We start from the raw sequence: 21,758 nt of genomic DNA on the forward strand, positions 1-21,758 counted from the left end.
TATGATGCTGCTCAAACGGTTTTTGCCCCGTATCGAATTTGATTCGTATGAGGATTTCAAGGCCAATTACCGGGTGAATGTCCCGGAGAATTTCAATTTCGGTTTTGATGTCGTGGACGCATGGGCCGCCCACGACAAAGAGAAGCCGGCGCTTTTGTGGTGCGACGACCACGGCGGCGAGCGGCGCTTCACCTTTGACGAGATCGCGCGCCTTTCGAACCGCGCCGCGCACTTCTTCCGGGCGCAGGGCGTTTGCAGGGGCGACGCCGTCATGCTGATCCTGCGCCGCCGCTGGGAGTATTGGGTGTGCGCCGTGGCGCTCATCAAGCTGGGGGCCGTTTTGATCCCGGCTTCGCTCCAGCTCACGGCCAAGGACATCGTCTACCGCATCGGCACGGCGGACATCAAGATGCTGGTCTGCGTGGACGACGCCTTTGTCGTCTCCCAGGTGGAACAGGCCATGGCGCAGACCGACAAGGTGCGCGCCCGCGCGCTGGTGGCAGGCCGGCGGGCCGGCTGGCTCGACTTCACGGCCGAGCTCGCACACCACCCCGACGTCCTCGCGCGCCCCACCGGGGCGGAGGCCGCGCGCTGGGACGACATCATGATGATCTACTTCACCTCGGGCACGACGGGGTTCCCAAAAATGGCTATGCTAAACCACGCGCACCCGCTTGGGCATATTGTCACGGCGCACTACTGGCAGCAGGTGCAGGAGGGCAAGCTGCATCTGTCGGTCTCCGACTCCGGCTGGGCCAAGTTCGGCTGGGGCAAGATCTACGGCCAGTGGATCTGCGGCGCGGTGATCTTCGCCTACGACATGGACAAGTTCGTCCCGACGCGGCTGCTCGAAAAGATCGAAAAATACCGGCTGACCACATTTTGCGCGCCGCCCACGATGTTCCGCTTTATGCTCCAGGAGGACCTGACAAAGTACGACCTCTCGTCGATCGAAAACTGCGGCAACGCCGGGGAGCCGCTGAACCCGGAGGTGTTCCGGCGCTGGCACGAACTGACCGGCCGCAAGCTCCGGGAGGGATTCGGGCAGTCGGAGTCGTCGGTGCTCATTGCGAATTTCCGCTGGTTTGAGCCGAAGCCCGGTTCGATGGGCAAGCCCTCCCCGCTGTACGACATCGACCTCATCAACGCGGAGGGCCGGTCGTGCCGCGAGGGTGAAGAGGGCGAGATCGTCGTGCGCGGCATCCGTGACTACATGCCGACGGGGCTGTTCACCGGTTACTACCGCGACCCGGAACTCACGGCGCGCGTCATGGGCGAAGGTTACTACAACACGGGCGACGTGGCCTGGCGCGACTCGGACGGCTACTATTGGTTTGTCGGGCGCACCGACGACGTGATCAAGTGTTCAGGCTACCGCATCGGCCCCTTTGAGGTGGAGTCCGCGCTGCTGGAGCACCCGGCGGTGGTCGAGTGCGCAGTCACCGCGGTTCCCGACCCGGTGCGCGGGCAGGTGGTAAAGGCCACCGTCGTGCTGGCCGCCGGCCGCGCGGGTTCCGACACCCTGGCACGGGAGCTTCAGGACCACGTCAAACGCGTCACAGCTCCCTACAAATATCCGCGCATCGTCGAATTTGTCGACGAACTCCCAAAGACCGTAGGCGGCAAAATCAAACGCGCTCAAATCCGCCGCGAAGACGAAAACAGATAATAGTACCTTGTTGCCGCGAAGCGGCAACAAAAAACAAGAATTTGGGTTGTGGGTTGCAGGTGCAACTCACATGAGTCGAGAACGACGCCGCTCACTGTTATCTGTTATCTGTAAACTGCTATCTGTCAGGAGGTTTTGTCATGTTAAATTTCGATTACTGTTCCCCCACGCGGCTGATCTTTGGGAAGGGCGTGCACAGGGAGGTAGGGGACGTCTTAAAACCCCACACGCAGAAGCTGCTGCTGCACTACGGCGGGCAGAGCATCCGCAAGAGCGGGCTTTACGACGAGATCACCGCGTCGCTGCGCCGCGCCGGCCTGCCCTTCACGGAACTCGGCGGCGTGGTGCCCAACCCACGCCTCGGCCTTGTGCGCGAGGGCATCGACATCTGCCGGCAGGAGGGCGTCGATCTGATTTTGGCCGTGGGCGGCGGCAGCGTGATCGACTCCTCCAAAGCCATCGCCGCCGGTTACTATTATAACGGCGACGTGTGGGATCTTTACGAGAGCGGCCGCCCCGTGGACAAAGCCCTTCCGGTGGCCGCGGTGCTCACGATCCCCGCCGCGGGCAGCGAGGCCAGCAACAGCACCGTCATCACCAACGAGGAGAAGCAGCTGAAGTACGGCTACGGCTGCCAGCCTCTGCGCCCACTCGTCAGTTTTGTAAACCCCGAGCTGTTTTTCACGCTGCCCGCCCACCAGATTGCCAACGGCGTGGCCGATATGATGAGCCATATCTTCGAGCGCTATTTTTCCCACACGCCCCATGTGGACCTGACCGACGCGCTGTGCGAGAGCACGCTGCGGACCATCATGCGAAGCGCCCCGCTCGTGCGGGAAAATCCGAGCAATTACGAGGCCTGGTGCGAGGTGGGCTTTGGCGGCACCGTGGCACACATCGACCTCCTGGGCCTGGGCCGCGCGCAGGACTGGGCCTGCCACGGCATGGAGCACGAACTCTCGGCTCTCTACGACGTCGCCCACGGCGCGGGCCTCGCGGTGCTGACGCCGAACTGGATGCAGTACGTCTACCGCGAAAACGTCCCTCTGTTTGTACAGTTTGCCGTGAACATCATGGGCGTGAGCGGCAGCTACCGCGACCCGGACGCCCTCGTGGCGGAGGGCATCGCCCGTCTGCGCGCGTTCTTCAGGACGATGGGCCTGCCGGGCACGCTGACGGAACTCGGCATCGGCCAGGAAAACCTGGAACTGATGGCCAAAAAAGCCACCGGCGCCGCCTTCGGCGCGGAGTCCCCCCTGGGCGGCCTCAAAAAGCTCGCCTGGCAGGACGTGCTGAACATCTACCGCCTGTCGCTATGAGCGCCTGCGTTTGTAAACTTTATGGGCGCGCGGGAGCGGTTATGGGTTGCAGGTGCAACCCACGTTAGGGGACGGTCTGCAGCGCCCGAGCGGGGTTTTCTGTGAAAAAGCGGGCGGCGATCGAAGCCGGGAGACCGGCCCGGATGAGCCTGGGGAGAAATGTCCGCAGGATGTAGGGCAGCCCCACTGTGCCGCCGTAGCGTATCATCCGCGCCCGGGTCACATCCAGGCCCATGAGAATCTGACCTCCGAAACCCGCCGCCGTCATCTCGGCGACGATCTCCGCCTCGCGCGCGTCGCTGTGGTATCTGCCCCGGGCCACGGTGTCGTATTCCATCGTGACCCCCCTGCGACACAGCCGTCGATGGACCGCCAGATCGTCCACCGCCCTGTCCATGTGGCAGAAGATCACCCGGCGCAGATCGACGCCCCGCGCCTCCCAGAAATTCGCCAGGCCCTCGGGGTCGGACCCCCGCTCGATGTGGACCATCAGCGGCGCGCCGGTTTCCCGCGCCGCCGCGCCGGCCGCCGCGAAGAGCTTGCGGGTCTGCGCCGTCCACGCCGTATCCAGCGCGGTCTTGATAAGACCCGCTCGGTGGCCGCACCAGTCCGCCGGCGGGGCCGCGTCCCCATCCGCGCACATGCCAAGGCGCAGCTCCCGCGCGTAGAGCGCCGCGAGCTGCGCCTCATCCCAAGAGAAAATCCAGTGCTCCTCCGGGTAAAAGAGCATTCTATGAAACCCCGTGGCGGCGACGATGTGGACACCGCTGCGCGCGGACAGCCGGCCCAGCGCCCGCGCGCCCCGTCCGCACCCCACGGGCTGGGCGTCGACGACCGCGCCGCCGCCCGCGCGGCGAAAGTCCGTGAGCTCCGCAAGACTGCGCGCCTCGTCGTCGATGCAAAGCGCCGGGTTTACGCGCGCGCTGCGCCCGGGGCTGATCCACAGATGCTCATGGCTGTGGCAAAAGCCCAGAGCCTCCGGCGCCACCACGCCTTGCACCGTGACAATGCCGCCCACAGTCAGCCTGCCGCCAGCTTCACGGCCCGGCCCGTCATGGCCTCGATCTCGTCAAAGCGCCCGGCGGCGATCAGCGGCTCCGCAACCATCCAGCTGCCGCCGCACGCGAGCACCTTGGGGAAGGCCAGGTAGTCGGCGAGATTGGCCTCGGATACGCCGCCGGTGGGGATAAAGCGCATCTGGGGGAACGGAGCGGCGAGGGCCTTGATCGTGGCGAGGCCTCCGTACTGGGCGGCGGGGAAGAATTTCGCGACCGCGAGGCCGTACTCAAGTAGCCACATGAGCTCCGACGGCGTGCAGACGCCGGGGTAGAGAGGCAGACCGCGCTTTGCGCAGTGCTCCGTCACCGGCCGGCTGAAACCGGGCGTCACGACGTACTGCGCGCCGGCCGCCGCCGCGCGCTCGACCTGCTCCGCCGAGGTGACCGTACCGGCCCCCAGCAGTACGTCCGGGAACGCGCCGGCGATCCGGCGGATGGACGCCTCCGCCGCCTCGGTGCGGAAAGTGACCTCCGCCACCGGAAGCCCTCCCTTTACCAGGGCCTCCATCAGGGGCAGCGCGTCATCCGCCCGGTTCAGCTTGATCACGGGCACAATTCTATGTCGGGCCATCTTTTCGTTCATCGTCTCCATATCGATCTCCTTTCTCTCATGTGGGTTGCACTGCAACCCACAACCCACATTCTTGTTTTTTGTTGCCGCTTCGCGGCAACAAGGTACTAATGGGCGCTTTGGGGCGCCTTTTTTTGTTTCAAAGCGCGCTATTTCCACTTGGGGTTGTCGATCATTTGCGGCGCGCCGTTTTGCTCCACGATCAGTTTTCGGTATCCCTTCTCTTCGATGGTCCCGTAGTCGTGGCCCGCGTCAGAGCGGAATACGAAGAAGGTGATAAGGGGCGCCTTCCCCGTGTTGACGCTCCGGTGGGCGTAACGCCCTGGCACATAGACGGCCTTTCCCGGCGTCAGCGGGATCTGCGCCACGTCGCCCTCCGGGTTCTCCATCAGCATGACGCCCTGCCCGGAGAGACAGTAATACACCTCAGCCGTGTCCAGAATCGTGTGGAAGTGGCCCTTGGTCATGAAATACTCCCGGCCCACCTTGCCCGGATATGTGATGCTGGTCCCAAAGGCCAGGTCCTCCGCCCGCGCCGGGGCGCCCAGTTCATAGAATTCGTACACCAGCGGATCTTCTTTTGCGAGTATGGCCTCAAAGGCCGCGCCGTCGCTGTACATCCCCCGCATCTGCGAGAGACGGCGCTTTGTGGGGGCGGCCGTCCGGGAAAGGCCGTCCGTCAGGGAAAAATCCAACGCAAACCCTCGGTTCCAATCAAACGCCGCCGCGCTCATGGCGTATCCCCCGTTCTCGCGATCTCGCCCAGTCTTTCGAGCAGCGCGCCTTCGATGGGGATGCGGAAGACCTCGGCAACGACCTGTGTCCAGCCGTGGATGAAGTAGATCCACCCGTCCTCGACGTGCAGACCCTTGGCCGCGCGCTGCCGCTCGGCCTGCGCCTTGAAGACGAGGTCTCCGCGGTAGTTGATCTCCCACACCAGGCTGTGCGCCGGATAGTCCACCGCGTCTGTGGTGGGCGAGCCGGGGGCGTCCTTTCCGAGACCCGTCGCGTTGACCACGAGGGAGTACGGAGGCAGGGCCTTCACCAGCTTGTCGTTGTCCTCTGGCGCGGGTCCGTGGACGAAGGCGAACTCGATCTCCGGGCCAAGGCCCGACAGCTTCTTCTCTGCCTCGTCCAGCCGGGGCCGGCTGCGGTTGGCGATCGTTACCTTCCTCGGCCTGTCGCCGCCGAACGTTTCCCGGGCAAAGTACAGCGACATGGCCAGGGAACTGCCGCCCGCGCCCAGCAGCAGCGCCTCTCCGCCGTGCGTCTGCCAAAAGCCGGCCGGCACAAAGTGCTCCAGCGCCAGCCCGCTGGAGATGGGATCTTTGGCGTGCGCGCGAAACCGCCCGTCCCGCTTCGAGAGGCAGGACACCTCCTCGAGCTTCTCGGCGAAGGGATCGACGCAGTCGAAGATGTCGCGGCAGGACCCAAACAGATCCAGCTTGTGCGTGGTCACCAGCGCGCCCACCGAGAGGGGATCTTCTTTTAGGAAACGCACGACCCGGCGGTAGTCCCCGTCGGGCGCGTGCAGCGGCAGATCGATGCCGCGGATGTCGGCCTTCAGCCCCAGCTCTTTGGCCCACCGGGGGAAGACCCGCATGATGGACGACCGTGTGGTCGTGACGCCGATGAAATACAGCGTGGGCACCCTGGCCGGCGTGAAATCGAACATGTTGCTCCTCCTACAGTGCGGCGCCCCCCACAGCGCCGTGCCCGGCGCGCGGCGCGTTTTTTATTTTATGTCACCGCCGTGCCTGCCGTCAAGTCCCGCAGCAGATTTTCGGCGGCCATGCGGCTCATCGCATGCGCCGCGCCGGCCGTCGAGGCGGCGCAGTGGGATCCGATGACAATATTTTCCAAATTATACCATTCCTCGTTCTCCGGCGGCTCCTGCTGAAACGCGTCCAGCCCCGCGCCGGCGATGCGGCGGTCCCGCAGCGACGCCAGCAGCGCGTCGTCGTCGACCAGCCCGCCCCGGGCCGTGTTGATCAGATAGGCCGTGGGCTTCATGAGTCCGAGGCGCCGCGCGTCGATGATGTGTTTTGTCTCCGGCAGCAACGGCAGGTGCAGGCTGATGAAGTCGCAGGCGGTGCAGATCTCATCTATGTCCAACCGGCGGACGCCGTTTGCCCGGGCGTAGGCCTCGTCCCAGGCGACATCGAAGGCGGCGATGTCCATCGAAAACCCGCGCGCGCGCCGCACCACCTGCCGGCCGATGGCCCCCAGGCCGACGAGGCCGAGCGTCCGACCGGACAGGTCGGCCGTCGTGCGCTTGCTCCAGTCCTTCCGGCGGCAGCGGCGGTCGATGGAGACGACCTGCCGGGCCAAGGCGAGCATCAGCGCGAGGGCATAGTCCGCCACGGCCTCGCTGTTCGCCCCCACCGTACGGGAGACCCGGATGCCGTGGGCGGCGCAGTAGTCGAGATCGATGTTGTCGACGCCCACGCCGTACTTGGCCACGGCCCGCAGCCCGGGCGCGGCCTCCATCACGCGGGCGGAAAGCGGATCCACCCCGATGATGACGCCGACGCAGCCGGCGATCTTCGCTAGCATTGTCTCCTCGTCCATGATGCCCGCGCCCGGGTTTCGCACGACGCTGACCCCGTTTTCCTCCAGATACGCCAGCGGCCGCGGATCGCCTTTGGCGAAAGACCGGGGCGTTACCAACACTCTCATACAGACAAAACCCCCGACACCTTGGCAATTGAGAATTGAGAATTGACAGTTGATAGTTTGCTGTGGTGGAACGTTTTTTATGTCATAATGCAATGATACACCCGTGTTCAGTATAAAATTTCGGACTGGGCTTGTCAATCGATATTTTAACCAGCGGATGTTCGGACGCCGCGAGGCGGACGCCGTTTTCTCCGCCTCCCACGAGGAATATCTGCCGCAGATCTCCCCCATCGGCACGCCGATGTGTTCTCCCTGTTCGATATGTGGGAATATTGTTTCGATAAAACGTCAGATATATACCGACAGAACATCTTGCAATTCTCACGGGCCTGTCATATAATGTTTTGGCAGGCAGACAGGTACAATCTTACAGAAAAGCAAGAGAAAGGAAGTTGTTTATGAGGAAGGGTTTTCCCATCAAGAGATTCGCGGCACTGATCTTGACGCTCGCGTTTGTCGTCGGGGTGTGCGCCGCCGCGTCTCTGCCGACGGCGGATGTAACCGCTCCTTCGACGGTGCTGTTTGCGGCGGAAGCTGCGGAGGGCGCGGTCACGGTGCACGTCGGCAACCCGGGCGGGGAGGCGGTCCAGCGCCTTGCGATCTTCGCCGTTTACACGGACGGGGGTACGCTGGCCCGCGCGGAAGCGCACACGCTGGAGCTGACCGCCGGTACGTCTCTGTCGCACACCTTTGCGGCCAGCCTCGCGGACTATCCGGCCGAAAATCACACATACCGGGTGTTTTGCTGGGACATGTCATACCGCCCGTTGTTTGACGCCGTCGTACCCGGCGAACCCTCCGGACCGCCTCCGGGCGTTCCCATCTCTCTGACAGTCGCGACGGCGTTCCCCGACGAGACGACCGTGGAGCGCGTGGACGTGACCTATTCCGCCGTGCCCAGTACGGACGCCGTCATCACAGAGGTGTCCTACAGCATCGGCGGCGGCGCGCCGGATTATCTCTATCTGCGCGGCGACGACCAAGTGAGCCCCAAGGGCGTATTGGGGATGGGGACCGTCTTCCTCACGCCGGGCGAAAACGTCATTGTGTTCTTTGCGAAGGATTCCGCCGGCCAGACAGCCAGCTACACAGTGTCAAACAGGCCCGTCTATGACGCAGGCAGCGAGCCGCCTCCCTTCACGGAAGAGGATTTGGTGCTCAGCGAGGACGGCGTGAGCTACTTTGTCAGGGGACGGCTGGTCATATTTGCCACGACCGGCGTCTCGGAGACGGCCGTCGCCGCGGCGGCGGCCACCGTCGGCGGCGTCATTCGGAGCGTCAATCGCACCCTGGATATGTACACAGTGGCGGTGACCGGGGACACGGAGGCCGCGCTGCTGGCCGTGGCCGAGCAGCTGCAAGACGCCTTCCCGACACTTTTCGATCTGGTGGATTTGGAATATGTCGAACCTGTGGTCCCGGAAGCCGGCGCCACGGCCGACCCCTGGTGGGACAGTGACCAGTGGGGGCTTGAGGCGATCCGGGTGACCGACGCGTGGGCGCTGCGCCGTTACATGCGCGAGATCAAGCTCGGCGTACTGGACAACGGCGTCGCATACGCCCATGAGGACCTGCAGATCCCCGCCGCCAACGTCAAGAACAACGGCGCCGCCAACCAGAGCCATGGCACCCATGTGGTGGGCACCGTGGGCGCCATCCACGGCAACGGCGTGGGACTGGCCGGCGTGGCGGACATGCGGCGCGACAATCTCTACGGCTACGACGTGTACGCCACCGCGTCCAGCTCGGCCGTCGTGGATCAGGCGAGCGGACTGGCCTGGCTGGTGCAGCGGGGCGTGAAGGTCGTGGGCGTCAGCCTGGGGAGCGCTTCCACCACCGCCGCCAGCAGGCGGACTTTAGAACTGGCCATGAAGAAGCTCCTCGAAAAGGGCTACGACTATCTCATTGTGCAGTCGGCCGGCAACGGCGACAACAGCGGCCTGCCCAGGGACGCCGACGGCGCGGGTGTGTTTCGGTCTGTGACCGACGCCGCGCTGCGGCAGCGGATCCTCCTCGTGGGATCCACCGACCCGAACGGCGCGCTTGAGGCGACGTCCAACTACGGCGCGCGCGTGGATGTGGTGGCGCCCGGCGTGAGCATCTACAGCACGGCGCCGGGCAACCAGTACCAGCGGCTGAGCGGCTCCTCCTCCGCGGCGGCGCACGTCACCGGTGTGGCGGGGCTCGCGTGGTCCGTGAACCCCGGACTGACCGGCGCGCAGGTAAAGACTCTTCTGAAAGACACGGCGGAGGCCGACGGCCGCGCCGTGGACGACGAGCGTACCACCGTGCCCCCGGCCAGTCTGCGCCGGTACCATCAGGTGGACGCGTACAGCGCCGTATACAACGCCATCAGCACGGAGCCGCCCGCCCGCGCGGAGGGCAGCCTGATCGGCCGGGTCGTCACCGCACTGGACGGTACGCCCATCCCCGGCGCGGCCGTCCTGCTTTTCAAAGAGCGCAATTTTGACAATCTGGCCCGTTCCACGCTGACGGACGCGGACGGCAATTATCTGTTTGAGCATCTGGACATCGGCTTATACAGCCTGCGCATCTCGGCCGGCGGCTATCTGCCGGAGATCATCGAGGTGATGGTGGTGGAGGGTCAGCTGATCACGCTGCATCAGCTCTCCGCGGTGCCCGACGGCGGCGGCGAAGAAGAAGTGGACGGCGTCGTGTCCGGCATCGTGTACAATGCGGTGACGGGCAGCCCCGTGGCCGACCCCATTCATCTCCGCTTCACCCGCGGCATCGACACGCCGCAGACAGACGCCGACCCGGAGACGGTCACGGCGGCCGGCGGGTTCTTCCAAATCGCGCTGACGCCGGGCAACTACACCGTGCTGGCCACCGCCGACGGGTATATCCCCAGCACCTTCTATGTGGTCTCCGTGGGCGGCCTCACCCGGGGCGGGCAAAACGGCACTATCACGCCGGTTCTGGCGGCGGACCAGGTGCGCTTTGTCCTCACCTGGGGCGAGTATCCCTCCGATCTGGACTCGCACCTGTTCGGGCCGACGCTGTCCGGTGCGGCGCGGCTTCACACCTGGTATTCCGTCCGTACCCACTACGACGCGGACGGCCTCGCCGCCGACCTGGATGTGGACGACGTCACCAGCTACGGGCCGGAGACCACCACCATCTATCGGATGCGGGACGGCGTCTATGAGTTTGCCGTGCACGATTATACGAACCGTTACGATCTGGACAGCCTGGCGCTGGTCAACTCGCAGGCCAAGGTGGAGGTGTACGCCGGCAACGCGCTACTGGCCACATACCTCGTCCCCCTCAACGGCGGCCTCAGCACCATCTGGTATGTGTGCAACGTCCACATCGAAGGCGGACAGATCACCATCGAGCCCGTGAACCGCATGGTCAACACCACCTCGTTCCCCACCTCGCTCGTGGCGCCGGATCTCCCGGACGCCAGCGGATACGACAGAGACTACGGATACGAAGACGACTACGGAGACGATTACGAAGACGGATATGAAGACGACTACGAAGAGGAAGGCAGCGACGACGCGATCGTAGTCTCCGACAGCGACGGCGTCGAGGACAACATCCAGCCGGGAGACGGCGTCGAAGCGCCCGCCCTCCTGCGGAGAAGCGCCGCCGAAACGCTCTCCGCGGCGTCTGCGTCTGTGGCGTCTGCAGAGGAGACGGGAGACGAGAGTCTCGCCGACACCGCCGCGTGGGCGGACGACATCCCTCACAAAGAGACTCCGGAAGAGGCATATCCCAAAAGATAGCAAAGCGTATGCGCTTTGCAGCTCGCGGCAAGTACAAGAGACGGCCGCCCCCCGGTTTGGGGGCGGCCGGCTCTTGTGCGCCGGCTTTCCCACGCCGCGCCGGGCCCGCCGGCGCAGCCGTTTGAACAGTGATAACGACAATAACAGTATGATACAAAGGGAGTATTGACAACTCTTCCAATTTATGATATCTCTATATCATGGTTCAAGTGTCATCTTCCCCACAAGACGTCTCCCTTTTTGGTAAAAACAGGAGAGGAAAATGCTCATGAAAAAATCTCTCACTTTTGTTCTTAGTTTTTTGGCAGCAATCATTTTAATGGCCGGTTTTTTCTCTTACATATATGGAGCATTTAACATGTTATCGCAAGTATTAAAATTGACAACTGCTTTACTGCTATATCTTTTGGTTGCTCTTTCTTGCTATTTTCTTATATCTAAATACAAGTTGAAGCGCCTATATATCCACATAATAATATTTTTCATCTCTATGTCTTTGCAACTTTTAATATGTTCAAATTATACCTTTCTTGGCGAAGGAGATTTGCGCTATTATTATAGCAATGCGTTAAAAATTCTTGAAGGGAACTTTTCTTATATATCATTATATGCCGCCACATTTCCTGGTACAGTTACTTACCCAACGGTGTTGGCCGCTTTGATGGGAATGTTTGGCACTAGCCGCACAGTGGCGGCAATAGCCAACTGCATATCCGTGAGTTTTGCTCTGTGTTGCATATACACACTTCTGGAGAAGCGGATCAACAAGAGGTTCCTCCTTGCATTCTGTCTCATCATTCCATTGAATCCATACATATCCATCTATTCAAATACTACAAACGCTGAGCTAATTTTTGGTTCTTTCATTGTTTATTCGATAACATTTTTTGACAAGGCCGTCCTGGAACATGAAAAAACCAAACAAATTTTGTTTTATCTTTTGAGTGCTCTATTTTTGGGATTTTCGTTGTTGTTTCGACCGCTTGGAATCATCTTATTAATTGCCTATTGCATTGTGATGCTTCTCTCTGTAGAAGAGAAGGTCTTTAAACGTATATTTATCATTACCCTCTATGGCATCGTCTTTTTCTTCTTGAGCCAATTTAATTCTTTTTTGGTGAGGCAAGTCACTTCCTTTGATGCCCCAAAATTTTCATATGGTTGGAATCTTTATGTCGGGCTATCTGAAAGTGGACGATGGAATCAAACAGATGGAAAAGAATTTTCAGAAGTTTTCTTCCATGCTTCCACGCCGACTGAAATTCAAGAACATTTTGCTCAAAAATCTCTTGACCGTTTAAACACAATGGGCGCACATGTTGTTCTTCATGGAGTGGGAAAATTAGATCATTGGTATTCTGTCGATTACATTTCATCTCAAGTTTTACTGGAGGACGTTATGGCAGGGCATAGCATGCGAGCGTCTAGAAATTTGATTACTATACTCGCTTTTATTTTTGACATTCCAATCTTTGTATTTGGATTATTGGGATGCATATTTGCCTTGATCCGGTATAAAAAACAACATGACATAATTGAGCAATTGATGGCATTTTACTTCACGGGCAGTTTTTTAATTTTCTTTTTTATCGAATTGGCATCCAGGCATACAATATCGCATCACATCTTGATGATTTTGCCCGCATTGTTGTTTTTTCACAAGTTCGCTCATTCCATAAAACCGAAGATCTCAAAGCTGTTATTATGAACTGGATTTGGAAGTTTTACGAAGTATATCCGCGCAGGGGCGCGGCAGGGCAGTGTATTCCGGCCAAAACCCTCTTTCCCCTGCGCAAAAGCCCATATCCGTTAGGATATGGGCTTTGGAGCTGGTGAGCGGACTCGAACCGCTGACCTGCTGATTACGAATCAGCTGCTCTACCAACTGAGCTACATCGGCGTGGGTACGCGTATCACTATACCAAAAAATAATATCGCCGTCAAGTCATATGAAAAATTGATAATTTTACATATTCTTTACATGAAAAAAGCTTTTTGTTGACATGGGGGCGCTAAAATGATCTCATCATAAAACCACACGCGATTAAGGAGGATTTTTTGATGCGCAAATTTAGTTGTACGACCACGCCGCATACGCGCCGTAGCTTTCGCACTCCTTCGACTATGGCCGCTAAAGCGGCCAGTCTCAGTTGGACCACGCCGCTCACGGCGCTCCTGACTCTGATTCTCATTCTCTCGCTGGCGGGCTGCGGCGCGCCTGCCGGTCAGGGCTCTCAGGCGACTCCGCCGGCGGGTCTGAGTTCTCAGGTCACGCCGCCGGCCGCCGAGCAGTCCCCGGCGATAACGGTCGTCTCCCGGGAAGACGGGTCCGGCACGCGCGGCGCCTTCATTGAACTTTTTGGGATAGAGCAGCGGGAAGCGGACGGTTCCCGCAAAGACCTGACCACTAAGGAAGCGGTCATCGCCAATCAGACGGAAGTCATGCTGGTCAGCGTGGCCGGAGACGTCAGCAGCATCGGTTACGTATCCCTCGGTTCCATGAACGACACGGTCAAAGCGGTCAATGTCGACGGCGCGGCGGCGACGACCGACAATGTGAAAACCGGCGTCTATACCATAGCGCGGCCGTTTATCATCGCCACCAAAGGCGCGCCGGCGGGGGTCGCGGCTGATTTCACGGATTATATTTTATCCGCGGCCGGGCAGGAAGTGGTGGCGGCCAATCATTACATCGCGGTCGAAAGCAGCGATTCCTATCGGAGCGCCCAACCGGCCGGCCGGATCGTCGTCGCCGGGTCGTCCTCCGTCACCCCGGTGATGGAAAAACTCACGGAAGCCTATAAAATAGTCAATCCGAACGCGACGGTCGAGATCCAGATGAGCGATTCTTCCGCCGGTTTGACGGCGGCGATCGACGGGACCTGCGATATCGCCATGTCCAGCCGCGACCTGAAAGACACGGAGACAGCCGAACTCACGCCGGTGAAAATCGCCATTGACGGCATCGCGGTCATCGTGAACAAAAACAACGCCCTCGGCAATTTGAGCAAAGAGCAGGTCAAAGCGATATTCACCGGCGACGCCCTCCGGTGGAATGAAATATAGCGCAATGACCGGGGAATCCATTATGCGCGCCGTCTTTTTTCTGACGGCGCTCGTTTCCGTTCTGGCGGTTTTGCTCATCAGCCTTTTTCTCCTGGTCAACGGCCTGCCGGCCTTGGCCAAGATCGGTCTGTTTGAATTCCTCCTCGGGCGGGAATGGTCGCCGTCGGACGTGCCGCCGCTTTTTGGCATACTGCCCATGATCGCCGGCAGTTTTTACGTCACGGCCACCGCTCTGGCCGTCGGAGCGCCGATCGGGCTCTTGGCGGCGGTTTTTCTGGCGCGCGTCTGCCCGCCCGCCTTGTACCGGCTGTTAAAACCGGGAGTGAACCTGCTGGCCGGCATCCCCTCCGTCGTCTATGGCTATTTTGGCATGGCCGTCCTCGTGCCGCATTTGCGCGGCAGCATCCTCTCCGCCGGCATTTTGCTGGGCGTCATGATACTGCCCACCATGACCACTCTGGCCGAAAGCGCGCTGCGCAGCGTGCCGGAATCATATTATGAAGGATCGCTGGCCCTCGGGGCCGGGCATTACCGCTCGGTGTTCCGCGTGCTGATCCCCGCCGCGCGCTCCGGTATGCTGGCGGCGGTGGTGCTGGGCGTGGGCCGGGCGGTCGGGGAAACGATGGCGGTCATCATGGTGGCCGGCAATCAGCCCCGGCTGCCGCACTCGATTTTTCAAGGCGTTCGCACCATGACGGCCAATATAGTGATAGAGATGGGCTATGCCGCCGAACTGCACCGCGAGGCCCTCATCGCTACCGGGGTGGTGCTCTTTGTTTTCATTCTGCTGATAAATCTGTGTTTTTCCGCCCTGAACAGGGGGAACACGTGAGGATCATGAAGAAAAAAGGCCTGAGAAACAAATACCCGGGGAAATACGGCGAAATATTCCTGGGGGCGATCACCTGGGCGGCGGCGCTGCTCATGACCGCCGTTTTGCTCTATATTATCGGGTTTATCGTCTACCGCGGCGTGCCCTATATGAAGCCCTCGCTTTTTTCCCCGACGTATAACAGCACTAACGTCTCGCTCCTGCCGGCTCTGGTCAGCACGGTGTACATGACGGCGTTCGCCCTCGCCCTCGCCCTGCCCCTGGGTCTCGGCGCCGCTATTTATCTGGCGGAATACGCGCGGCGCGGCCATAAGATCGTGCGCCTGATCCGCCTGGCCACCGAAACGCTGGCCGGAATCCCGTCCATCATCCACGGCCTGTTCGGGATGCTGTTCTTCGTCACCTATCTCGGCTGGGGGTTTTCGCTGCTGGCCGGGGTTTGCACGCTGGCGATCATGATCTTGCCGCTTATCATGCGCGCGAGCGAGGAGGCGCTCCTGGCGGCGCCGGATTCTTACCGGGAAGGCGCTTTTGCCCTTGGGGCCGGCAAATTGCGCACCGTGTTCCGCATCGTGCTGCCGGCCGCCGCGCCCGGCATACTGGCCGGGGTGATCTTGTCCGTCGGCCGCATCGTCGGGGAAACCGCCGCGCTCATCTATACGGCGGGCACCGTGGCCCAGATGCCTTTCGCGGAGGGCGGGCCGCCGCTGATCGACGTTTTTGCCTCCGTGCGGACCCTGTCCGTCCATATGTACGCGCTGACACGCGAAGGTTTGCACACGGGCGAAGGTTTTGCCACGGCGCTGACGCTGCTGGCCGTGGTGATGGGGATCAACGCCGCCGCGGCTTGGATGGCCGGACGGGTGGGGAAAAACAGGTCATGAATGTATTTGACATAGAGGAACTGAATCTCTGGTACGGAAAATTCCAGGCGCTGAAAGACGTCGATCTGGCGGCGGCGGACGCGGAAATCACCGCCCTCATCGGCCCCTCCGGCTGCGGCAAATCGACTTTGCTCAAAACTTTGAACCGCATGAACGACCTGACGCCGGACTGCCGGATCACCGGCAGCGTGCGCCTGCGCGGCCAGGATGTTTACGCGGAGCTGCCCGTCAACGAGCTGCGGCGGCGGGTGGGGATGGTTTTTCAAAAACCGAATCCTTTTCCGATGAGCGTCTACGACAATATCGCTTTCGGTCCCCGCACGCACGGGGTCAAGTCGCGTCTGGCCCTGGATGAGACGGTGGAAAAATCGCTCCGGAGCGCGGCCATCTGGGACGAGGTCAAAGACCGGCTGCGCAAATCGGCGCTGGGGCTTTCCGGCGGGCAGCAGCAGCGGCTGTGCATCGCGCGGGCCTTGGCCGTCACCCCGGAAGTCCTTCTTTTGGATGAGCCGACCAGCGCGCTGGATCCGATTTCCACCGGTAAAATAGAGGAATTGCTGTTGACTTTGAAGAAAAACTATTGCATCATCATTGTGACGCATAATATGCAGCAGGCGACGCGCATCAGCGACAAAACGGCCTTTTTTCTCCTAGGCGAAATGGTAGAATATGACAATACGGAAAAAATATTTTCCCTGCCGCGGGATAAGCGCACGGAGGATTATGTGACGGGGAGGTTCGGGTGATGCGGCGTTTTGAGGCGGAACTGACGGAACTGAACAGCAGTCTGATCGAAATGGGGGCAATGATCGAGGCGGCGATCGCCGGGGCTGTGCGGGCGCTGGCGGAGCAGGAGCGTTCTGTCGCCGAGGCGGTGATCAGCGGGGATAATCAGATCGACGACAAGGAAAAAGAGATCGAGACCCTGTGCCTGCGCCTTTTGCTGGCCCGGCAGCCGGTGGCCCGCGATTTTCGCCAGATCTCCACCGCGCTGAAAATGGTCACGGATATGGAGCGCATCGGCGATCAGGCGGCCGATATCTCGGAGATCTGCCTGGGGCTGATCGGGCAGTCCTATATCAAAAAAATAGAACGCATCCCGCGGATGGCGAGCGCCACGACGCTCATGGTGACGCGGAGCATCGACGCCTATGTGCGCAAGGATCCGGAGCTGGCGCAGAGCGTCATCGAGAGCGACGATATTGTGGACGGCCTGTTTTTTGAGATCCGGGCGGAACTCATCCAGCTCGTGCACGCGGACGCCGCGAACGGGGAGCAGGCTTTTGACCTGATGCAGATCGCCAAGTATTTTGAGCGCATCGGCGACCACGCCTGCAATATCGCGGAATGGGTCATATTTTTTCTCACGGGCCGCCATAAGAATAAGCAGCTGTTATAAGGGTACAAGGGCACACGCCTCTAACATAAGGGGTTAATGATGATGCAGCCGATCTATATCGTGGAAGACGACGACAATCTGCGCGAGCTTTTGTGCTACGCGCTGGAAAACGCCGGGTTCGCGGCTGAAGGGTTTCCGCGGGCGGAAGAATTTTACCTGCGGCTGAAAAAAGGGGCGCCGCGCCTCGTTCTGCTCGACATCATGCTGCCGGGCGAGGACGGACTCAGTATATTGGCCGCGCTGCGGCGGCTAGAGGCGACAAAAGACCTGCCGGTCATCCTCCTGACCGCCAAAGGGGCGGAATATGACCGCATCAAGGGTCTGGATCTCGGCGCGGACGATTATGTGACCAAACCGTTTTCCGTCATGGAACTCGTGGCGCGCGTCCGGGCCGTGCTGCGCCGGGCGCCGGCGGGGGCGGAGCGCGGCGATATTGTGACCGGCGGCGCTCTGACGCTTTCCGCCGAACGCCATACCGTCTTGGCGGACGGCGAGGCGGTGGCGCTGACGAACAAGGAGTTTGCCCTCTTGGAGTGCCTGCTGCGCAACGCCGGGCTGGTGCTGACGCGCGATATGCTGATGGAGCGGGTTTGGGGGTTTGATTTTGAAGGCGAGAGCCGGACGGTCGACATGCATATCCGTTCTCTCAGGCAAAAACTGGGAAAAGCGGGCGAAGCCATAAAAACCGTGCGCGGGATGGGCTATAAGCTGGAGGGAGACGGGTGAAAAGGAAAATATTCCGCAGTTTGCTGCTGCTGTCGGTCGCGTCGGTGCTGGCGACCGCGCTTTTGCTCTGCCAAGTCTATTATCTGGCCATCGGCGGCGCGGCGCGGGCGGAGCTGCGGGAGCAGGCGGCGGAGCTGCGGGATTTAGGCAGGGCTTCTTTGCTGAGCGCGCGGCTCGCTGACACGCGGCTGACTTTGATCGGAGCGGACGGGACGGTCATATACGACAACGTGGCGGCGGCGTCCATGCTCGCCAACCACGGCGACCGGCCGGAGGTGGCGGCGGCGCTGGCGGCGGGGTCCGGTGAAAGCAGGCGTTTTTCCTTCACGCAGGGCGAGGAAACATATTATTACGCCGTCCGGCTGCCCGACGGCGCCGTTATGCGGCTGTCCAAGACCTCCGGCCGTCTGGCCGCGGTTTTTATGGGAACTCTGCCGGCGGCGGCCGCCGCGGCCCTCGGCGTGGTCGCGCTCAGTTACCTGTGGGCCGGACGCCTGACGCGCCGCGTGATCGCCCCGCTGGACAGCGCGGCCTCCGACGGCGGGGCGGAAGCGGTCTACGACGAGATAGCGCCTTTTGTGCGCACCATCACGCGGCAGCGGGAGCATATCGCGGAGCAGCTCGCCGAACTTCGGGCGCGGACAGAGACGATGGACGCGATAATGGGCAATATCGAGGAAGGCCTGATTTTATTGAATAAAACGGGCGGGATCGTTTTGGCCAGCCGGAGCGCGCTGACGCTTTTCGGGGCGGCCGGCGACATGCGCGAGCGGGATTTTCTGGAACTGGCGCGGGATCTGCCTTTGCTGACTTTGGCCCGGGCGGCTCTGGCCGGCGAGGGCGGCGAGACCGAGCTTCGGCGGGGAGAGACGGTCTGGCGGGTCTATTGCCGGCCGGTGGCGGGCGGCGGCGCCATGCTGCTTTTGCTGGATATTACGGCGCAGGCGGGCACGGAAAAACTCCGCCGGGAATTTACGGCCAACGTGTCGCATGAACTCCGCACCCCGCTGACAAATATCTCCGGATACGCGGAAATGCTGGCGAGCGGGGTGGTGGACGGCGAGGACACGGCGGTTTTTGCCGCCCGGATCCACGCGGAGGCGGCGCGCCTAATCACTTTGACCGAGGACATCCTTCTTCTTTCTTCTTTGGATGAAAACGGAAAAACCGGGCTGCCGACGGAGGAGGCGGATATGGGCCGGATCGCGGCCGAGGTGGCGGAAGCGCTGGCGCCCGGCGCGGCGGCGGCGGGGGTGACGCTCAGGACCGAAGGCGGCGGCGCGGTGAGCGGCAAGCGCTCTTTGCTCTATGAAATGGTCTATAATCTCGTGGATAACGGGATAAAATATAACCGCCCGGGCGGGGAAGTGGCGGTCAGCGTAAAAACCGAAGCCGGCCAGGTGGAAATCGAGGTGCGGGACACGGGCGCCGGCATCCCCCTCGACCGGCAGGAGCGGATATTTGAGCGGTTTTACCGGGGGGAGCCTTCCCGGTCCCCGAAAACGGGCGGCGCCGGACTCGGCCTCTCCATCGTCAAACACGTGGCCGCCGCGCATGGCGGCAGCGTCAGCGTGCAAAGCGTCCCGGGCAGCGGGACCGCCGTCACCGTTATTTTGCCGGCCGCGGCCGCGGAGGTGCAAAATGACGCAGGGGTGCAAAATTTTGAACTCCCGCAGGTGTAATAATATGTGGTTTGTACTATTTATGTCATTATTCAAAGATCCCCATATACATGGTTATACAATAAATGACGACACAATGACCTTAAATGTATATTTTATGGGAAAAAAATGCGGTTATGTAGATATCACCAGCGAAAAAATAAATTCCATAATCTCATGCGGTGTAAAGAGTTTCAAATGTTTCATGAAAATCGAGAATGTGGAATTCGCATACATTGATGGGAATTTTGTTATGACGGATACAAGAACAAAGGCAAGAGTGCTTAAAATAAAATGTCAATTGGAAGTTTATGGAAAAATCATTGCCAAAATAAAGCAGCCCGAATAAAGATGAAAGAGAAGGTATTTTATGGCGGTTGAATTGAAAATATTCAGTATCTACAAAGTTCCGGCTGCGGACAAATATTATTTGCTGCGAACTGAAAGGCCTGGGTTTTCCAATGCTTCCCAAGATGAGGAGGCTTTGGCAGTCGGCGATGAACAGAGCCGGCGAAACCACCTATTGGAGCAGATAGGGAAAACTCACAACCTGAAAGCTCCGGCCGACTTTGAATTTATCGGCGAACTGCAAGGCTGTCCAATAGGAGATAAACTGTATGCCGGCAGCGGAAATCAAGAATTGAATATTTATTATATGGAAACAGAGTTTGGGCCACCGTGGATCATTATTGGAAACACAAACTCTGAACCGGAATTTTCGGCTGAATTAAATAATGACGAGGATTTGTTGAGACTTAAACCCATAGGACGTGTAAAGCAAATAAAAGCAACATTTATAACAGAAAACGGCTTTGATCTTTTCTGAAGGAGAGTCTCTCAATTTCATTCTTCGTAAGGGACGTCCTCGTCCTCGACGACCCGTGTATTATTCGATCCCGATTATCATTTCTCCACCATGTTTTTCCATTTCATTTATTGCCTGCGACACATATGCCATCCCTTCATTTTGTTCGTTCAGCGTATCCATGTTTATATCCCCGAAATGATTCTTTAGCTTTTCGTTTAATTTTTTATATTCGCTGCCGGATAAATATCCAACTTTATAATCGTTTGTAAAACTCTTAAAACGTTTCCCGTCTTTTATCGACCGGCCGTTTATTATTATTTCCCATAAACGAATCATATCTACGTCGTTTGTCTTTAAAATCAGTTTTGTGCTTTCATTGTATCGCCATTTATTCATAAATGGTTTCAGAAGCTCAATTTCTTTGTTTCCCGCCGAATCACAATACGCGCCGATGAATTCCGCCGTGATTTCGTTCAATAACTCATCGCTCAATTCCTCGAAGCCGTCTTTTAAATCTATACTTTTCGTTAAATGTTTATATAAAACATATTCATCCATGCTTACATTCATAAAATAACACTGTTGAATCCAATGACTTTATTTATACTCTCTTGTACTTTTATTAATTCTTCAATCGTTATCTTTCCTAATTGTTTTACTAGACGCTTTTCAGATACAGACCTAATTTGAAAACAATCAATAGAGGAAGTTTTTATAAGTCCGTTATCGATGGCAGGTTCAATTTTTACCATCCATGGTGCAACGCGATAGTGATCTTTCCAATCAGTAATTGGTACTATGATTTTTAAAGGCAATTGGCCTAACGCATCATCATTAACAATTAAAGCAGGGCGAGTTTTTCGCATTTCTGCACCAATTGTTGGACTTAAATTTATTAACCAAATTTCACTTTGTTTCATAAAATCCTTCGCAATCAAGATTTGTAAAATAAGTCAAATCTTGATCATTTTTGTAATCGTTATATAAAGCATTGGCGGCTTCCCTCAAAATTGTTTTCTGCTCTTCTTTACGAATAGAATGAATGATTTTCTCCACTATTAACATTCTTTGTGTTACAGGCAACAGATCAATCTTTTGGAGTATTTCCACGGATTCCATTTTATCCCCTCCACAATTCCTATATAATGTATACAAAAACATACACACCATATTATAATATGTTTGATATTTATAGTCAATATATTTTTATAAAATGGGGTGTAGATACAAAAATAATGTATTTACAATTCAATAGGGATCGTGTATGCTGGTGCTATACTCAGCAGGAAGGAGACGCGATCCGATGCCCGAATCAAGTGACAAAACTGCAGATA

20 protein-coding genes and 1 tRNA gene are annotated in these 21,758 nt (G+C 58.8%); 12 read left to right on the top strand and 9 right to left on the bottom strand.

Features of this window, described 5'->3' with window-relative positions:
- The first annotated feature begins 4 nt into the window (after nucleotides 1-4).
- Both LBK75_03590 and LBK75_03595 read left to right on the top strand, forming a co-directional pair.
- Nucleotides 5-1,669 (top strand): AMP-binding protein, encoded by a 1,665-nt coding sequence (locus LBK75_03590; protein ID MDR1157376.1) that lies wholly within the window; start codon nucleotides 5-7, stop codon nucleotides 1,667-1,669.
- Between the two features lie 140 nt (nucleotides 1,670-1,809).
- Nucleotides 1,810-2,988, top strand: coding sequence for an iron-containing alcohol dehydrogenase (locus LBK75_03595; GenBank protein MDR1157377.1), 1,179 nt, complete (start codon nucleotides 1,810-1,812; stop codon nucleotides 2,986-2,988).
- Between the two features lie 64 nt (nucleotides 2,989-3,052).
- On the opposite strand, the gene LBK75_03600 is transcribed toward LBK75_03595, so the two are convergent.
- The 5 genes from LBK75_03600 to LBK75_03620 all read right to left on the bottom strand — a co-directional run bounded on the left by LBK75_03600 (nucleotide 3,053) and on the right by LBK75_03620 (nucleotide 7,296).
- Nucleotides 3,053-4,006, bottom strand: a complete 954-nt coding sequence (locus tag LBK75_03600) for a phosphotriesterase (GenBank protein MDR1157378.1) — start codon at nucleotides 4,004-4,006, stop codon at nucleotides 3,053-3,055.
- A 2-nt stretch (nucleotides 4,007-4,008) separates the two neighbouring features.
- Nucleotides 4,009-4,638 carry a bifunctional 4-hydroxy-2-oxoglutarate aldolase/2-dehydro-3-deoxy-phosphogluconate aldolase gene (eda, locus tag LBK75_03605; protein MDR1157379.1) on the bottom strand — a complete coding sequence of 210 codons (630 nt, stop codon included), beginning with the start codon at nucleotides 4,636-4,638 and terminating at the stop codon, nucleotides 4,009-4,011.
- Nucleotides 4,639-4,766: 128 nt separating this feature from the next.
- Nucleotides 4,767-5,351 carry a cupin domain-containing protein gene (locus LBK75_03610; GenBank protein MDR1157380.1) on the bottom strand — a complete coding sequence of 195 codons (585 nt, stop codon included), beginning with the start codon at nucleotides 5,349-5,351 and terminating at the stop codon, nucleotides 4,767-4,769.
- On the bottom strand, nucleotides 5,348-6,292 hold the full coding sequence (locus LBK75_03615) for a shikimate dehydrogenase (protein MDR1157381.1): 945 nt from the start codon (nucleotides 6,290-6,292) through the stop codon (nucleotides 5,348-5,350). The genes LBK75_03610 and LBK75_03615 overlap by 4 nt, the downstream gene beginning before the upstream one ends.
- A gap of 65 nt (nucleotides 6,293-6,357) precedes the next feature.
- The gene (locus LBK75_03620; GenBank protein MDR1157382.1) at nucleotides 6,358-7,296 is read right to left on the bottom strand and encodes a phosphoglycerate dehydrogenase; all 939 of its coding nucleotides are present in this window, start codon (nucleotides 7,294-7,296) and stop codon (nucleotides 6,358-6,360) included.
- Between the two features lie 398 nt (nucleotides 7,297-7,694).
- Here LBK75_03620 and LBK75_03625 point away from each other — a divergent pair, with 398 nt between their 5' ends.
- Nucleotides 7,695-11,048 carry a S8 family serine peptidase gene (locus LBK75_03625; GenBank protein MDR1157383.1) on the top strand — a complete coding sequence of 1,118 codons (3,354 nt, stop codon included), beginning with the start codon at nucleotides 7,695-7,697 and terminating at the stop codon, nucleotides 11,046-11,048.
- 268 nt (nucleotides 11,049-11,316) lie between these two features.
- On the top strand, nucleotides 11,317-12,756 hold the full coding sequence (locus LBK75_03630) for a glycosyltransferase family 39 protein (protein ID MDR1157384.1): 1,440 nt from the start codon (nucleotides 11,317-11,319) through the stop codon (nucleotides 12,754-12,756).
- Between the two features lie 116 nt (nucleotides 12,757-12,872).
- Here the strand turns inward: LBK75_03630 and LBK75_03635 are convergent.
- Nucleotides 12,873-12,948, bottom strand: a tRNA-Thr gene (locus LBK75_03635).
- A gap of 224 nt (nucleotides 12,949-13,172) precedes the next feature.
- On the opposite strand from LBK75_03635, the gene LBK75_03640 reads away from it, so the two are divergent.
- The 8 genes from LBK75_03640 (at nucleotide 13,173) to LBK75_03675 (ending at nucleotide 20,442) form a co-directional block, all read left to right on the top strand.
- Nucleotides 13,173-14,114: a substrate-binding domain-containing protein gene (locus LBK75_03640; protein ID MDR1157385.1), complete on the top strand. Its 942-nt coding sequence runs from the start codon at nucleotides 13,173-13,175 to the stop codon at nucleotides 14,112-14,114.
- 4 nt (nucleotides 14,115-14,118) lie between these two features.
- Nucleotides 14,119-14,946, top strand: coding sequence for a phosphate ABC transporter permease subunit PstC (pstC, locus tag LBK75_03645; protein ID MDR1157386.1), 828 nt, complete (start codon nucleotides 14,119-14,121; stop codon nucleotides 14,944-14,946).
- Between the two features lie 5 nt (nucleotides 14,947-14,951).
- On the top strand, nucleotides 14,952-15,830 hold the full coding sequence (gene pstA, locus LBK75_03650) for a phosphate ABC transporter permease PstA (protein ID MDR1157387.1): 879 nt from the start codon (nucleotides 14,952-14,954) through the stop codon (nucleotides 15,828-15,830).
- Nucleotides 15,827-16,576 (top strand): phosphate ABC transporter ATP-binding protein PstB, encoded by a 750-nt coding sequence (gene pstB, locus LBK75_03655; protein ID MDR1157388.1) that lies wholly within the window; start codon nucleotides 15,827-15,829, stop codon nucleotides 16,574-16,576. The genes pstA and pstB overlap by 4 nt, the downstream gene beginning before the upstream one ends.
- Nucleotides 16,573-17,229, top strand: a complete 657-nt coding sequence (gene phoU, locus LBK75_03660) for a phosphate signaling complex protein PhoU (GenBank protein ID MDR1157389.1) — start codon at nucleotides 16,573-16,575, stop codon at nucleotides 17,227-17,229. Before pstB ends, phoU begins: the two co-directional genes overlap by 4 nt.
- A gap of 42 nt (nucleotides 17,230-17,271) precedes the next feature.
- Entirely contained in the window at nucleotides 17,272-17,955 is a 684-nt protein-coding gene (locus tag LBK75_03665) for a response regulator transcription factor (protein ID MDR1157390.1), read from the top strand.
- Nucleotides 17,952-19,637 (top strand): PAS domain-containing sensor histidine kinase, encoded by a 1,686-nt coding sequence (locus LBK75_03670; protein ID MDR1157391.1) that lies wholly within the window; start codon nucleotides 17,952-17,954, stop codon nucleotides 19,635-19,637. Before LBK75_03665 ends, LBK75_03670 begins: the two co-directional genes overlap by 4 nt.
- 349 nt (nucleotides 19,638-19,986) lie before the next feature.
- Entirely contained in the window at nucleotides 19,987-20,442 is a 456-nt protein-coding gene (locus LBK75_03675; GenBank protein ID MDR1157392.1) for a hypothetical protein, read from the top strand.
- 60 nt (nucleotides 20,443-20,502) lie between these two features.
- Here the strand turns inward: LBK75_03675 and LBK75_03680 are convergent, their stop codons facing one another.
- From LBK75_03680 to LBK75_03690, 3 genes are read right to left on the bottom strand one after another with little or no spacing between them, the layout of a single operon-like run.
- Nucleotides 20,503-20,982 (bottom strand): hypothetical protein, encoded by a 480-nt coding sequence (locus tag LBK75_03680; GenBank protein MDR1157393.1) that lies wholly within the window; start codon nucleotides 20,980-20,982, stop codon nucleotides 20,503-20,505.
- Between the two features lie 8 nt (nucleotides 20,983-20,990).
- Nucleotides 20,991-21,344 (bottom strand): type II toxin-antitoxin system PemK/MazF family toxin, encoded by a 354-nt coding sequence (locus LBK75_03685; GenBank protein MDR1157394.1) that lies wholly within the window; start codon nucleotides 21,342-21,344, stop codon nucleotides 20,991-20,993.
- Complete coding sequence (locus tag LBK75_03690) at nucleotides 21,331-21,543, bottom strand: hypothetical protein (GenBank protein MDR1157395.1); 213 nt, start codon at nucleotides 21,541-21,543, stop codon at nucleotides 21,331-21,333. The genes LBK75_03685 and LBK75_03690 overlap by 14 nt, the downstream gene beginning before the upstream one ends.
- Between the last annotated feature and the right edge of the window lie 215 nt (nucleotides 21,544-21,758).

This window comes from Oscillospiraceae bacterium (assembly GCA_031265355.1).
GTDB lineage: Bacteria > Bacillota > Clostridia > Oscillospirales > UBA929 > JAIRTA01.

Bases quoted from the DNA above. Each gene is read 5' to 3' on its own strand.
- LBK75_03590 (MDR1157376.1), top strand. From the start codon at position 5: ATGCTGCTCAAACGGTTTTTGCCCCGTATCGAATTTGATTCGTATGAG.
- LBK75_03595 (MDR1157377.1), top strand. From the start codon at position 1,810: ATGTTAAATTTCGATTACTGTTCCCCCACGCGGCTGATCTTTGGGAAG.
- eda (MDR1157379.1), bottom strand. From the start codon at position 4,638: ATGGAGACGATGAACGAAAAGATGGCCCGACATAGAATTGTGCCCGTG.
- LBK75_03610 (MDR1157380.1), bottom strand. From the start codon at position 5,351: ATGAGCGCGGCGGCGTTTGATTGGAACCGAGGGTTTGCGTTGGATTTT.
- LBK75_03615 (MDR1157381.1), bottom strand. From the start codon at position 6,292: ATGTTCGATTTCACGCCGGCCAGGGTGCCCACGCTGTATTTCATCGGC.
- LBK75_03620 (MDR1157382.1), bottom strand. From the start codon at position 7,296: ATGAGAGTGTTGGTAACGCCCCGGTCTTTCGCCAAAGGCGATCCGCGG.
- LBK75_03625 (MDR1157383.1), top strand. From the start codon at position 7,695: ATGAGGAAGGGTTTTCCCATCAAGAGATTCGCGGCACTGATCTTGACG.
- LBK75_03630 (MDR1157384.1), top strand. From the start codon at position 11,317: ATGAAAAAATCTCTCACTTTTGTTCTTAGTTTTTTGGCAGCAATCATT.
- LBK75_03640 (MDR1157385.1), top strand. From the start codon at position 13,173: ATGGCCGCTAAAGCGGCCAGTCTCAGTTGGACCACGCCGCTCACGGCG.
- pstC (MDR1157386.1), top strand. From the start codon at position 14,119: ATGACCGGGGAATCCATTATGCGCGCCGTCTTTTTTCTGACGGCGCTC.
- pstA (MDR1157387.1), top strand. From the start codon at position 14,952: ATGAAGAAAAAAGGCCTGAGAAACAAATACCCGGGGAAATACGGCGAA.
- pstB (MDR1157388.1), top strand. From the start codon at position 15,827: ATGAATGTATTTGACATAGAGGAACTGAATCTCTGGTACGGAAAATTC.
- LBK75_03665 (MDR1157390.1), top strand. From the start codon at position 17,272: ATGCAGCCGATCTATATCGTGGAAGACGACGACAATCTGCGCGAGCTT.
- LBK75_03675 (MDR1157392.1), top strand. From the start codon at position 19,987: ATGGCGGTTGAATTGAAAATATTCAGTATCTACAAAGTTCCGGCTGCG.
- LBK75_03680 (MDR1157393.1), bottom strand. From the start codon at position 20,982: ATGGATGAATATGTTTTATATAAACATTTAACGAAAAGTATAGATTTA.
- LBK75_03685 (MDR1157394.1), bottom strand. From the start codon at position 21,344: ATGAAACAAAGTGAAATTTGGTTAATAAATTTAAGTCCAACAATTGGT.
- LBK75_03690 (MDR1157395.1), bottom strand. From the start codon at position 21,543: ATGGAATCCGTGGAAATACTCCAAAAGATTGATCTGTTGCCTGTAACA.